This is a genomic window from Lysinibacillus sp. F12, from assembly GCF_057773605.1.
The window spans coordinates 1,205,710-1,219,360 of record NZ_JBYMLP010000002.1; the positions used below are offsets into that span (position 1 = coordinate 1,205,710).

Genomic DNA, 13,651 nt, shown 5'->3' on the forward strand with positions numbered 1-13,651 from the left:
TCTCTCATTTTTTTCTCTGCTTCAACAGTCAGAAAACACGATTCAAATGAAAAGAAGTTATGCTTTCACTGACTGTTCAAGCTGTAATTTGACAAACAATCTACAATGGATTGATGTTAAACTTTTATGCTACTATACTTTACACCTATTTACCCTCTCTGTAAAACAGAAAAAAGAATCTAGTGCCTAATCATTAGACAATAGATTCTCCTGTAGTGAAAAATAAAGCAGTTATTAAAAAATCCCCCAACACAAAGATGGTGAGTGATTTTTTAGGTTATAGTCTTAACAATCATATAAGGGGGTTTCTACTGACAAGTATAGTCCCCAAATATGAATGTAACATTTTGTTCATGTAAAGGATTTGTTAATTTTTCGGAATCATCACAATCATTGTTGTCCCTACTCCAACTTCACTTTCTACTTGAATACGTCCATGATGGGCCTCAACAAGATGCTTTACAATCGCTAAGCCTAGACCTGTGCCGCCTGAATTTCTGCTTCTCGCGCGATCAACACGATAAAAGCGCTCAAACACGCGGGCAATTTCATGCTTTTCAATGCCGATTCCTTGATCTTCAATTTCAATAATCCCATATGTTTCATTTTCCTTTAAACGAATAGACACCGTTGTATTTTCTGGGGAATAGGTGATCGCATTGGTAATTAAATTCGTCACTATTTGAATAATACGATTGGCATCTCCCATTACTTGTACGTCACCGTCAATATCCACTTGAAAGCTCATATTTTTTTCATCTAAGCGTGGCGCTGTTAGCTCTGCTCCACGAATCAGCACATCCTGCAAGCCCATTGGCATAATGTTAACCGTGAAGCCATGCTGCTCAATCTTAGAAAGCTCTAATAAATCCTGAATGAGCATTTGAAGACGATTACTTTCTTTATAAATAATTTCTAAGAAAGATATTAACATTTTTTCGTCTTTATAGGCTCCATCCAATAAAGTTTCGGAAAAACCTTTAATAGAGGTAATCGGCGTTCGCAATTCATGAGATACATTGGCAACAAAGTCTTTGCGAATTTGCTCTAAACGGACAAGCTCCGTTATATCATGCATAACGATAACAACGCCTAGCCATCGTCCATGGTCCCCTATTACAGGTGCTCCATATACTTCTTTATTATATAGCTCCTGCTTTATCTCCATTTTAATCTGCTGTCGATAAGGCATCTCTGTAAGAAATACGTGATCGATAAACTGCTCTAATGATTTGGGTAAACCAATTGTCCGGAAGACCTTTCCCTGAACTTCATCAATCTGCATACCAAATCGCTCTAAAAAAACGCGATTTACGATTGAAATATTGCCTTCACGCCCAATCATCATGAGAGAGCTGCCCATATTTTCGATTAACGTTTTCAGCCTCTCTTCCTCTACTTCACGGACAGTCGTAATATCCTGTAAATTACGAGCTAAAATATTAATCGAATGACTTAATGGTATCATGCGTTCATATTCATTTTCCTGTGCACGTGCACGATAGTTCCCCTTTGCAAGTTCAAGAGCCGTTTCCGTAACATTATCGATTGGTGCTGTAAAATTTCGAATCATATAGCGACTGACAATTCCGATTAAAATCAGTGTGATAGTGAAGAGAATTGCCAATATGATATAGAGCCTCGCCCGCACAAAGGTCAAAGAATCCTCTTGATCCAAGCTCAGTGATGCAATTAATGCTTCTTGATCTTCCTGTGAAAGTTGAATCTTGCGTTCATCTATTATTTGAGTCATTAATGCTTGTTTATGAGTATTTGCTTCCTCATTGTGTTGCTTAATATAAACAGGAAAAAGCTGACCTATAACAATCATTAGGACAGCTAGTATCGTTCCAAGTAAAAACATGAATGTCAAAAATAAGCGGTTGCTCATTGATTTCATGACGTTTTCGGCTCCTCAAATTTATAGCCCAGCCCTCTAATTGTTTTAATAAACATTGGCTTACGACTATTTTCCTCTATTTTATCGCGAAGGTGGCTAATATGAACATCCACAATTCGAGTATCGCCAGCAAAATCGTATTTCCATACAGCGCTTAATAGCTGATCACGTGTTAATACACGATTTTTATTTTCTAGTAAGTAAATGAGTAATTCAAATTCCTTTGGTGTAAACTCCAATGCTTCATCTTGTAAAAAGACTTCAAAGCGCTCTGGAAATACACGCAATTGCCCAAACTCAAACATTTTCTCTTGAGGCTCATCTTTCTCATCTGATACAACATTTTGTGTAAAACGTCTTAAAACAGCCTTAACTCGTGCTAATACTTCCCGCGGACTAAAGGGTTTAGTCATATAATCATCTGCACCTAATTCTAGACCAAGTACTTTATCAAATTCATCATCTTTTGCTGTTAACATAATAATGGGCGTATTCATACGCTGCTGACGTATTTGTTTGCATACTTCCATACCATCTAGTTTTGGTAGCATCAAATCTAACAGGATTAAATTAGGCTGTATGTCAATTGCTTTTTCCAGACCTTCTTGTCCATCCGCAGCTGTTTCCACTAAATAGCCAGCCTGTTCTAAATTATATTTCAATAATGTTGCGATTGAAAATTCATCTTCAATAACTAATATCGTTTTTGTCATAATATAATGCCTCCGTTAGTGATTTGAAACCCCCATTTCAAATCTCAAGACGTCTATAATGCAAGTGGTGGTGTCACCAACAACATACCTTCAATCACAAGCTGCTTTTGCTCATTATAAGAGTGAACAGACACAGTAATCGTATTTTCGTATTTATTAACTGCTGTTACCTCTAAAAGCGTATCAAACAATTCATAATGATAGAGAGGACCTAAATATTTTAAATGTTGCTCAATAATTCGTGCACCTGGTCCAGGAATATACTTTGACACAGCTGATGTAATAATACCATTTAACATGATGGTCGGGACAATCGGTTTTTCAAAAGGTGTCATCGCCGCATAATCATGTTGAATGTATAGTGGATTACTATCATTCGTGAGCCCCAAATACAACAACAGATCCCTATCCTCAATCTTTTCAGTGATATGGATCTTTTCGCCAACTGTAATTTCATCAATTGTCAGACCAAGTTTACTATTTTTTTGAAGCAAAGATACGCCAACCCCTTTTCTATCATACTACATTCATAGTATCAATTTTATGCCAAAAGTACAACGAAAAGCCGAAGTACCCTAAGTCTCACAACACGTATACATAAAAAAACGAGCAGGAGTTACCTACTCGTTTTCTTAATCCAGCAAATACTCATGTACCACTGTTGAACTTCAGATACAGAGACACTGCTATATATTTTTTCAATAGCTGAAATAAAGAGAGATCGATATGCTCCCCTAAAGTTTCTGACGGACAGCACCTTGAGTCGGACATTATTAACCTAAACTAGAATTTTCATCACGCTGCGTACTGCATCTGCCGATTGGTCTAAAGCTTCTTTTTCTTTGTCTGTTAACTCAAGCTCAAAGATTTTTTCAATACCATTTTCGCCAAGTAATGTAGGAACACCCAGATATAAATCGCTATAGCCATATTCACCTTCTAAATAAGCAATAGATGGAAGAATACGCTTCTGATCTTTTATAATAGCTTCTGCCATTTCAATCAATGCTGCAGCAGGTGCATAGTACGCTGAACCGTTACCAAGTAAGTTAACGATTTCAGCACCACCATTACGTGTGCGATCTACAATTGCTTCTAGACGTTCAGCAGAGATTAATGATTCTAATGGAATACCACCTGCAAACGAATAACGTGTTAAAGGCACCATCGTATCTCCATGACCACCTAATACAAAACCAGTAATGTCTTTCACTGACACATTCAACTCTTCTGCGACAAATGCACAGAAACGCGCCGTATCAAGAACACCGGATTGTCCGATCACACGATTTTTTGGGAAACCAGTTTCTTTATAGACTGTATAGGTCATGGCATCCACTGGATTGGTAAGTACGATAATTGTGGCATTTGGTGAATGTTTGGCAATCTCTTTGGACACCGTTTTCATGACGCCTTGGTTGATTTGTACAAGATCATCACGACTCATACCTGGTTTACGGGCTACTCCAGCTGTAATAATGACTACGTCAGAATCCGCTGTATCCGCATAATCGGAAGTACCTTTTACATACGCATCATACCCTTGTATAGGCGCTGCTTCCCACATATCTAAAGCTTTTCCCTTTGTAGGATTTTCTGCTTGAGGGATATCTACTAATACAACGTCACCAAGTTCTTTCTGAGCTGCTAAGAACGCTGCTGTAGCACCTGTAAATCCTCCACCGATTACTGATAATTTTTTACGTTTCAGAGACATTTGAATACGCTCCTTTAAAATGGGGTTATATATTTTAAAAGAGGGAGGAGAAATACATCTCACTCCCTCGATTAAACAAGTTCATCGTAAATATTTTATTTAACGAAAATTCACTTTTACCCTAATTATATCGGCATTTATAAGCACACTTTTACGTGAAAATTTCTATATCAGAATAGAAAATTATAAGTTTTTGATTAACTCATTAGCGAATTCTGAACATTTCACTTCTGTAGCGCCATCCATTAAACGAGCAAAGTCATAAGTTACAACTTTAGAAGAAATTGTTTGCTCAACAGATTTAGTGATCATGTCAGCAGCCTCTTGCCATCCTAAGTGTTCAAGCATTAATACACCTGAAAGTAATACTGAAGATGGGTTTACTTTATCTAAACCAGCATATTTTGGAGCTGTACCGTGAGTAGCTTCGAAGATCGCATGTCCAGTTACATAGTTAATGTTAGCTCCTGGAGCGATACCGATACCACCAACTTGTGCAGCAAGTGCATCAGAAATATAGTCACCATTTAAGTTCATTGTAGCTACTACATCGAACTCAGTTGGACGAGTTAAGATTTGTTGTAAGAAGATATCTGCGATAGAATCTTTTACTAAGATTTTACCTGCTGCTAAAGCATCAGATTGTGCTTTGTTTGCTGCTTCTTCACCTTGTTCAGCTTTGATTGCATCGTATTGATTCCAAGTGAAAGTTTGATCAGCAAATTCTTTTTCTGCTAATTCATAACCCCATTTTTTGAATCCACCTTCAGTGAATTTCATGATGTTACCTTTATGAACTAAAGTAACAGATGGGCGTTTATGTTTAATTGCATATTCAATAGCAGAACGTACTAAACGCTCAGTACCTTCTTTAGATACAGGTTTTACACCGATACCAGAAGTTTCTGGGAAGCGGATTTGATTTACACCAAATTCAGATTGTAGGAAGTTGATGATTTTTTGAGCTTGTTCTGAACCAGATTCGAATTCAATACCAGCGTAGATGTCTTCTGTGTTTTCGCGGAAGATAACCATATCAACGTCTTCTGGGCGTTTAACTGGAGAAGGCACTCCATCAAAGTGACGTACTGGGCGTAAGCATACATATAAGTCAAGTTGTTGACGTAATGCTACGTTAAGAGAGCGGATACCACCACCGATTGGTGTAGTAAGAGGACCTTTGATTGCAATTAAGTATTCATTAATTTTGTCTAAAGTTTCTTGTGGTAACCATTCACCAGTTTGGTTAAATGCTTTTTCACCAGCTAAAACTTCTAACCATTCAATTTTCTTTTCACCGTTATAAGCTTTTTCTACTGCTGCGTCGATTACGCGTGATGCTGCTGCCCAGATATCTGGACCAATTCCATCACCTTCGATGAAAGGAATTACTGGATTATTTGGTACATTAAGTACGCCATTTTCAACTACAATTTTGTTTGACATTCTGTTGCCTCCTAAATTCATAATCATAGGACTGTGTTAGTGATAACACAGTCCCAAACATTCTAGCATATTTTCCAAATTAGCGCTCGCTGATTGGAACATATTTTTGCATGCCTGGTCCAACATACTCAGCACGTGGACGGATTAGGCGGTTATTTGCATATTGCTCAAGGATGTGTGCCACCCAACCTGAAGTACGTGATACTGCGAAAATTGGTGTGAACAGGTCATGATCAATACCTAAAGAATCATACACTGACGCAGAGAAGAAATCTACGTTAGCTGGTAATTTCTTTTGTTCTACGATCATGTCATGGATTTTAACTGACATTTCATAAAGCTCTGGTTTACCAGTTAGTTCAGTTAATTTTTTAGACATTACGCGTAAATGTGGTGCACGAGGGTCGCCTTTGCGATATACACGGTGACCGAAGCCCATGATTTTTTCTTTGTTGTCTAATTTATTTTGAATGTAAGATTCAACATTTTCAAGTGAGCCAATTTCAGTTAACATTTTCATAACTTGCTCATTTGCTCCACCATGAAGTGGCCCTTTTAACGCGCCGATTGCCGCAGTTACCCCTGAATAAACATCTGATAATGTAGCTACACATACACGTGCAGTGAATGTAGATGCATTTAACTCATGGTCAGCATGCAATACTAATGCTTTGTCGAAAGCTTCAATTTCAATATCTGCTGGCTCTTCGCCTTTAAGCATGTATAAGAAGTTTGCCGCATATCCTAGTTCAGGTTTTGGTGAAACTGGTTCTAAACCTTTACGAACACGCGCAAATGCAGTCACTACTGTAGCAATTTTAGCTTGAAGACGAATTGCTTTACGGTAGTTTGCTTCTGGGTCCATAACATCCGCTTCTTCATCGAATACACCAAGTAAAGATACTGCAGTACGTAGTGCAGCCATTGGATGTACAGTTGAAAGTGGGTATGTTTTGAATTGGTCGACAATCGCTTGCGGAATTGACATATTGTCTGCCAATTGTTGTTTTAATTCAGCTAGCTCGTCCGCTTTTGGTAAACGAGTATGCCATAACAAGTAAATTACCTCTTCAAATGACGCATTTTGTGCTAAATCATCAATGTTGTAACCAACATATGTAAGTGTGTCATCGATAATTGAACTGATTTTAGATTCCGCTGCTACGATACCTTCTAAACCTTTAGTTGCTGACATAAATTATCGCTCCCTCATATTTATATTTTGTTGTAAATGCGTTTTTTTCTTGCATTTACGGATTTTGCTCATATGAACCATTAAGTAAATCGCTTACATTGCTATTATAATCATTTTTGACAGCTTTGTGAATGAAAATCCTCCAAATAAAGAAAAAGACGTCCGAACGACTATATATATGCCCTAAAGAGTTTTTTTTGTATTTTTTGACATTATGATTTGAGGTGATTTTGTTAAAATGAGGAATTTAAAGTATTTTTCATACGAAAGAACCACAAGTATTTTACTGTTTATCTTTTATTTAGTCATACTTTGGTTCGTGCTGCCAGTTTCACTCGCGATTTTTTTATCATTTTCGACGTATCCTATCATAAATTTTTTGCATAAATATTGTAGGATCGCCTATTGGATAGCAGCAATAATTGTGGAGGTATTGATTTTAACTTGTATTTTTTTGCTTGTCGTCATATCCATCAACAGTGTAATTGTCATCTTTCCGGAGATACGTAATACATTACAAAACTTCCCACTTTTCAGTGAATATGAATCGATGTTTATACAAGTTTTAAAGGAGAAATCACTTTCTATTTTTGATTCGATCATTATATATACAGCTGATCTTTTCCAATTATTAATGAAACATGTCATTGAGGTATTCATTTTCTTGGTAGCTTATTATTTCGCTTTACTTGAAACACGTAAATCACGCTATTGGTTTTTTCAATATGTGCCAAAGAAATATCGTCATGAGTGGCAATCACATTTTGCGAAAATCATGCAACTTTTTCATTATTTTATATTTGTGGAATTTCAATTATTTACAATTACCTTACTTATTCTTTGTGGAGGCTTTATGATCCTTCAGTTTGAACAAGCTATTATTAAAGCTTTTATTGTCGCATTTGCAGATGTACTGCCATTTTTCGGTATTGGTGTATTTCTTGTACCGATGAGTATTTATTTTTATTTCAATGGTAATACATTTTTATGTGTAGCCATTTTACTATTGTATTTATTTGTACAATTAACAAGGCAGCTAGCTGACTCCATGCTTTGGTCCAACACGCTTCAATTACGTACATTCCATACATTTTTCATCAGCGCCGCCTCTATTCTATTATTTGGCTTTTATGGAATATTACTTAGCCCAATCTTTTTATTTTTAGCAGTTAAGCTAAAAGAAAACTCTATCTTTGAACGATAATAAATTGACCTTTTTTCATTTTTTTACGCATCCAATAATAGACAACTGGTTGGAACATTTTTCGTGAAAAAGGCAGAAGCAGTAGTAAGCCAATAATATCTGTAATAAACCCTGGTAATGCTAAAAGTAGCCCACCACTAAAAGTTAATAATGTATCTACCAACGCAGATCCCGGAGCCTCTCCACGTGCTAATGTATTTTTTACACTTTGGACAGAATTCATACCTTTATTTTTCATTACATAAATCCCAAGTACACTAGTGACAATAATGAGTAATAATGTACTTAAAACACCAATGTTTTGTCCAATAACTATTAATAACGCTAATTCGGCTAATGCGTAGACAATGAAACCAAGAAAAATTTTTCGCATATTTTTCTCCTTTCTACTTGAAAAGGTATACCTTATATACGTTATTATAGCCCATTTAGTTTCATAAAAAAATGAATGCCTCTCATCAAATAATACCAAATCACTTTTGTTTATTAATGGAGATATAATAAGAAGATTTCCATATAGCACTTAATATAGTTAATTTGTACAACCCTTATTAAAAAGCTCTAGTACAACAAATCACACTAGAGCTTTTTGTTTATTATTAAAGAACGCTAGCATGTCCTTTATAGATAACGCCTGTTTCAGCATCCATCGTAATTTCTTGACCATGGCGTAATAATGTTGTTGCTTCTTTTACACCAACAATTACAGGGATACCAAGACTTAGTCCAACTACTGCAGCATGACTCGTTAGTCCACCTTCTTCAGTAATTAGCCCTATACAATTTTCTATTGCTGGCATCATTTCACGGTCTGAACCCACTGTTACAAGAATACTTCCTTCTGTATCATAAGCAAGTGCTTCAGCTGCATTTTTAGCGATTACCGTTTTACCTACAACGGATGCCTTGCCAATTCCTTGACCACGAGCAAGTAAATCGCCAATAATGTGTACTTTCATTAGGTTTGTTGTTCCTGCTTCTCCAACAGGCACACCTGCTGTAATTACAACAGCATCACCATGTGTGACGAAACCATGCTTCAAGCTTTCATCCACAGCTAATTCTAAAATCTCATCTGTTGTTGTAACACGTTGGCAAACAATTGGATGCACACCCCATACTAAAGTTAATGTTTGGGCTGTATTTGTTGAGCCTGTTACTGCAACAATTGGTACACCAGGTCGATATTTGGCAATCATTCTAGCTGTATTACCACTTTCTGTTGGTGCTAATACGGCTTTAACACCTAAATTAATGGATGTATACGCGACTGCTTGTGAAATAGCTTCTGTCATATTGGCTTCTTTTTCACGACTACGTGTAGAAACAATCGATTTATAATCTAACGAATTTTCAGTACGTTGAGCAATTTTATTCATGGTTTGTACTGACTCCACTGGATATAGACCTGCAGCAGTTTCTCCTGACAACATAATCGCATCTGTACCATCAATGATTGCATTCGCTACATCACTTGCTTCTGCACGTGTTGGACGTGGGTTACGTTGCATTGAATCCAACATTTGAGTGGCCGTAATAACGGGTTTCCCTACTTGATTACATTTTAAAATTAATTTCTTTTGTACAAGTGGTACTTCTTCTGCTGGAATTTCAACACCAAGATCTCCACGTGCTACCATTAATCCATCAGACACAAGGATAATCTCATCTATATTATCGACACCCTCTTGGTTTTCAATTTTAGGAATGATTTGGATATGCCCACCGCCATTTTGCTCAAGCAACTCACGAATTTCTAGTACATCTTTGGCGCGACGAACGAATGAAGCAGCAATGAAGTCAACGCCTTGCTCAATACCAAATAAAATATCCTGTGCATCCTTTTCTGTAATACCTGGAAGCTGTACAGATACACCTGGTACGTTAACACCCTTTTTATTTTTTAATACACCAGCATTTTCTACAATCGTATGAATTAAACCTTTTTCAACATCTGTAGCTAATACACGTAATTGAATAAGACCATCATCAAGTAAAATAATGGAGTTTTGTTCAACATCTTCTACTAATTGCTCATACGTAACAGAAAAGCTTGTCTCCGTGCCTTCCACTTCAGTCATTGAAATATCAATCACTTGACCAGCTGTTAAATGAAGCTCACCATTTTTCATGTTATGCGTACGAATTTCAGGACCTTTTGTGTCTAATAAAATTCCTACTGGTTTATTTAACTTTTGTGCCACTTCACGAATTAAATGAATTCGCCCCGCATGCTCTTCATGAGAGCCATGTGAAAAATTCAAGCGGGCTACATTCATACCTGCTTCAATTAATTTTTCTAATGTTTCTGATGACTCACTTGCAGGTCCAATTGTACATACGATTTTTGTTTTTCTCATTTTTTGCCCACTCCGTTTATAACAAATTATATTGATAGTTCTTTCATAAGCGTGTATAGACTTACATCTGCCTCATGATTCTTTTCAAAGGCCTCAGGCATATCATAATCAATAACTTGATGATTGCGAATACCTACTGCTCGGCCATACTTGCCTTCCATTAGTAACTCCACTGCATGTGCGCCAAACTGACTTGCCAATACGCGATCACGTGCAGTTGGTGAACCGCCACGCTGAATATGACCTAACACCGAAACTCTAGTTTCTTTTCCAGTCTTTTCTTTTATCAGCTTAGCTAGTTCATTTCCAGACATAACACCTTCTGCCACAATAATAATACTATGCTTCTTCCCACGTGCTGCACCACGATCTAAGCGTGCCACAATATCATCTAAATCATAATCCTCTTCTGGAATTAAAACTGTTTCAGCACCCGCAGCAAGCCCTGCCCATAAAGCAATATCCCCTGCATCACGACCCATAACCTCAACTATGAAGGAATTTTCATGTGAAGTAGCTGTGTCTCGGATTTTATCGATGGATTCTACTACTGTATTGAGTGCCGTATCAAAGCCTATCGTATATTCCGTCCCTGGAACATCATTATCGATAGTCCCTGGTACACCTACAGCAGGGAAGCCTTTTTTCACTAGATCCATAGCCCCTCTATAAGAACCATCACCACCAATGACAACAAGACCTTCTATTCCGGCAGCTCGTAAGTTTTCAATTCCTTGTTGTTGCACGGCATCTTCTTTAAATTCTGGACATCTGGCAGAATTTAAATGGGTACCACCACGCTGAATAATACCACCAACTGAGCCTAGATCAAGTTCTTCTAAATAACCTTTTACTAAGCCCTCATAACCATGTTTAATTCCGACAACATCAATTCCATGGAATGCTGCCTTACGAACAACCGCTCGAATAGCTGCGTTCATTCCAGGCGCATCTCCACCACTAGTTAATACAGCAATTTTTTTCATTGTCGAACCTCCTGCAGTTACTATTATTATTCACATTAACATGAAAAAACAAACTATGTAAGGGTTCTGATGATACAAAAACATAACTTTTACATAAAAAATGAAAAGAATGCGCTTTCACACACTCTTTCCATCCAAAAACATCCTAAATCTAACATTTTTTCAAGAAGTCTGACGTTCAGATTGCGTACCTAGCTTCTTTATTTTTTATAGCTTTTTAATAGGTTAAGAAACAATTTTTGTCTCTTAACGAGCAAATTCATATCCCCATAATTGTTGATGCTATCAAAAGAAAGCCTTAAAAAATGGTTTTATACTTCTGTATATTGTCCGATTTTTTTGAACTTTTCATAACGATCGTTAATTAATTGTTCTCCATTTAGAGAATTTAATGCATGAAGTGTAGTGCTAATGCATTCTTTAATATAAAGTGCCTGTTTTGCTACATTGCGATGCGCACCACCAATAATCTCAGGGATGATACCATCTATAACACCAAGCTCTTTTAAATCCGGTGCTGTTATTCGCATTGCTTCAGCCGCTTGCTTAGCAAGGCTACCATCACGCCATAAAATCGACGCTGCTCCTTCTGGAGAAATAACGGAATATGTTGAGTTTTCAAGCATAAAGACACGGTTTGCTACACCTAATGCTAAGGCACCGCCACTTCCTCCTTCTCCAATCACAATACTGATGACTGGAACTGTTAAGCCTGCCATTTCAACAAGGTTTCTAGCAATTGCTTCACTTTGCCCTCGTTCTTCTGCAGCTTTACCTGGATAAGCACCTTTTGTATCGATAAAACAAATAATTGGCCGTTTGAATTTTTCTGCTTGCTTCATCAAACGTAAGGCTTTACGATACCCTTCTGGGTGAGGCATACCAAAATTACGTCGTATATTTTCTTTTGTAGATTTCCCACGTTGGTGTCCGATTATTGTTACAGGTTGCCCTTCAAAAATACCAATTCCACCAAGGATTGCAGCATCATCACCAAAAGTACGATCTCCATGCAACTCAATAAAATTCTCACATATCGCTTCAATATATTGTAAAGTAGTAGGTCTTTCTGGATGTCTTGCTACTTGCACACGATCCCACGGCTTCATATTCGCATAAATAGATTGCTCTAATTGTGATAACCGTGTTTCTAATTTCTCAATCTCACCTGTCATATCTACATCTGCTTCAGTAGCAATTGTTTTTAATTCATCAATTTTTTCTCGTAGTTGGATAACTGGTTCTTCAAAAGCTAAATTTTTAGACATGTTGCACGCCGCCTTTCGTATGCATTTTTACAAGTAATGAAACTTGTTTACGTAAATCTTTGCGAGGGAAAATGGCATCCAATTGGCCATGCTCTAATAAAAATTCGGCTGTTTGGAAATCATTCGGTAGTTTTTCTCTTACAGTTTCTTCAATGACACGACGACCAGCAAAGCCAATCAATGCTTGTGGTTCTGCAATATTTATATCACCTACAGAGGCAAAGCTTGCTGAAACCCCACCAGTTGTAGGATGCGTTAAAATAGAAATAAACAATAAGCCTTGATCACTATGACGCTTTAAAGCAACACTTGTTTTTGCCATTTGCATTAAAGATAGTACACCTTCTTGCATACGTGCACCACCACTAGCCGTAAAGATAATAAAAGGCACACCTAACTCAGTTGCTTTTTCTACTGCACGAGTAATTTTTTCGCCCACAACTGAACCCATGGAACCCATACGGAAGTGAGAATCCATAATGGCCACAACAATTTCCTCTCCGTCTAATGTACCAACACCCGTTAGCACAGCTTCATTCAAGCCCGTTTTTTCTTGGTCAGCTGAAATTTTCTCCACATATGCTGGGAAGTTTAATGGATTGCTTGTTTGTAAATGGTCATCCATCGAAACAAATGAACCTTCATCCAAGAAGTAGTCTACACGTTCTTGTGCAGTCATTTTGAAATGATGACTACATTTCGTACACACTTTATGATTTTTTTCTAGTTCTTTCGTTAATTGAATATGGCGGCATTCAGGACATTTTGTCATTAATCCTTCTGGAAATGCTTTTTCCTGTCCATCCTCTTTCTTTTTTCGGTTACCACTAAATAAGCTACGTATTGCCATGTTTGACTCCCC

12 protein-coding genes are annotated in these 13,651 nt (G+C 37.3%); 1 reads left to right on the top strand and 11 read right to left on the bottom strand.

Annotated elements, in window-relative coordinates:
- Positions 1 to 367: 367 nt before the first annotated feature.
- The 6 genes from pnpS to citZ all read right to left on the bottom strand — a co-directional run bounded on the left by pnpS (position 368) and on the right by citZ (position 6,971).
- A complete protein-coding gene (gene pnpS / locus AC3CH7_RS13045; protein WP_036164475.1) occupies positions 368 to 1,900 on the bottom strand; it encodes a two-component system histidine kinase PnpS in 1,533 nt (510 codons plus the stop codon).
- Positions 1,897 to 2,613 (bottom strand): response regulator transcription factor, encoded by a 717-nt coding sequence (locus tag AC3CH7_RS13050; RefSeq protein WP_012295616.1) that lies wholly within the window; start codon positions 2,611 to 2,613, stop codon positions 1,897 to 1,899. Before AC3CH7_RS13050 ends, pnpS begins: the two co-directional genes overlap by 4 nt.
- 53 nt (positions 2,614 to 2,666) lie before the next feature.
- The gene (locus tag AC3CH7_RS13055; protein ID WP_008176852.1) at positions 2,667 to 3,107 is read right to left on the bottom strand and encodes a MaoC/PaaZ C-terminal domain-containing protein; all 441 of its coding nucleotides are present in this window, start codon (positions 3,105 to 3,107) and stop codon (positions 2,667 to 2,669) included.
- A gap of 284 nt (positions 3,108 to 3,391) precedes the next feature.
- Positions 3,392 to 4,330: a malate dehydrogenase gene (gene mdh, locus AC3CH7_RS13060; RefSeq protein WP_012295618.1), complete on the bottom strand. Its 939-nt coding sequence runs from the start codon at positions 4,328 to 4,330 to the stop codon at positions 3,392 to 3,394.
- Between the two features lie 183 nt (positions 4,331 to 4,513).
- Entirely contained in the window at positions 4,514 to 5,776 is a 1,263-nt protein-coding gene (gene icd, locus AC3CH7_RS13065) for an NADP-dependent isocitrate dehydrogenase (RefSeq protein ID WP_031418629.1), read from the bottom strand.
- A 79-nt stretch (positions 5,777 to 5,855) separates the two neighbouring features.
- Entirely contained in the window at positions 5,856 to 6,971 is a 1,116-nt protein-coding gene (gene citZ / locus AC3CH7_RS13070; RefSeq protein ID WP_025114482.1) for a citrate synthase, read from the bottom strand.
- 238 nt (positions 6,972 to 7,209) lie between these two features.
- On the opposite strand from citZ, the gene AC3CH7_RS13075 reads away from it, so the two are divergent.
- The gene (locus AC3CH7_RS13075) at positions 7,210 to 8,175 is read left to right on the top strand and encodes an AI-2E family transporter (protein ID WP_036162296.1); all 966 of its coding nucleotides are present in this window, start codon (positions 7,210 to 7,212) and stop codon (positions 8,173 to 8,175) included.
- Here the strand turns inward: AC3CH7_RS13075 and AC3CH7_RS13080 are convergent.
- From AC3CH7_RS13080 to accD, 5 genes are all read right to left on the bottom strand, one after another.
- The gene (locus AC3CH7_RS13080; protein ID WP_012295621.1) at positions 8,159 to 8,548 is read right to left on the bottom strand and encodes an FxsA family protein; all 390 of its coding nucleotides are present in this window, start codon (positions 8,546 to 8,548) and stop codon (positions 8,159 to 8,161) included. The two genes, AC3CH7_RS13075 and AC3CH7_RS13080, sit on opposite strands and share 17 nt — an antisense overlap.
- A gap of 226 nt (positions 8,549 to 8,774) precedes the next feature.
- The gene (pyk, locus tag AC3CH7_RS13085; protein WP_031418626.1) at positions 8,775 to 10,535 is read right to left on the bottom strand and encodes a pyruvate kinase; all 1,761 of its coding nucleotides are present in this window, start codon (positions 10,533 to 10,535) and stop codon (positions 8,775 to 8,777) included.
- Positions 10,536 to 10,561: 26 nt separating this feature from the next.
- Positions 10,562 to 11,521: a 6-phosphofructokinase gene (gene pfkA, locus AC3CH7_RS13090; protein WP_031418625.1), complete on the bottom strand. Its 960-nt coding sequence runs from the start codon at positions 11,519 to 11,521 to the stop codon at positions 10,562 to 10,564.
- Positions 11,522 to 11,832: 311 nt separating this feature from the next.
- Positions 11,833 to 12,789, bottom strand: coding sequence for an acetyl-CoA carboxylase carboxyltransferase subunit alpha (locus AC3CH7_RS13095; protein WP_012295624.1), 957 nt, complete (start codon positions 12,787 to 12,789; stop codon positions 11,833 to 11,835).
- Entirely contained in the window at positions 12,782 to 13,639 is an 858-nt protein-coding gene (gene accD / locus AC3CH7_RS13100) for an acetyl-CoA carboxylase, carboxyltransferase subunit beta (protein ID WP_012295625.1), read from the bottom strand. The genes AC3CH7_RS13095 and accD overlap by 8 nt, the downstream gene beginning before the upstream one ends.
- Between the last annotated feature and the right edge of the window lie 12 nt (positions 13,640 to 13,651).

Coding starts and splice junctions, on each gene's coding strand:
- pnpS (WP_036164475.1), bottom strand. CDS start 1,900: ATGAAATCAATGAGCAACCGCTTATTTTTGACATTCATGTTTTTACTT.
- AC3CH7_RS13050 (WP_012295616.1), bottom strand. CDS start 2,613: ATGACAAAAACGATATTAGTTATTGAAGATGAATTTTCAATCGCAACA.
- mdh (WP_012295618.1), bottom strand. CDS start 4,330: ATGTCTCTGAAACGTAAAAAATTATCAGTAATCGGTGGAGGATTTACA.
- icd (WP_031418629.1), bottom strand. CDS start 5,776: ATGTCAAACAAAATTGTAGTTGAAAATGGCGTACTTAATGTACCAAAT.
- citZ (WP_025114482.1), bottom strand. CDS start 6,971: ATGTCAGCAACTAAAGGTTTAGAAGGTATCGTAGCAGCGGAATCTAAA.
- AC3CH7_RS13075 (WP_036162296.1), top strand. CDS start 7,210: ATGAGGAATTTAAAGTATTTTTCATACGAAAGAACCACAAGTATTTTA.
- AC3CH7_RS13080 (WP_012295621.1), bottom strand. CDS start 8,548: ATGCGAAAAATTTTTCTTGGTTTCATTGTCTACGCATTAGCCGAATTA.
- pyk (WP_031418626.1), bottom strand. CDS start 10,535: ATGAGAAAAACAAAAATCGTATGTACAATTGGACCTGCAAGTGAGTCA.
- pfkA (WP_031418625.1), bottom strand. CDS start 11,521: ATGAAAAAAATTGCTGTATTAACTAGTGGTGGAGATGCGCCTGGAATG.
- AC3CH7_RS13095 (WP_012295624.1), bottom strand. CDS start 12,789: ATGTCTAAAAATTTAGCTTTTGAAGAACCAGTTATCCAACTACGAGAA.
- accD (WP_012295625.1), bottom strand. CDS start 13,639: ATGGCAATACGTAGCTTATTTAGTGGTAACCGAAAAAAGAAAGAGGAT.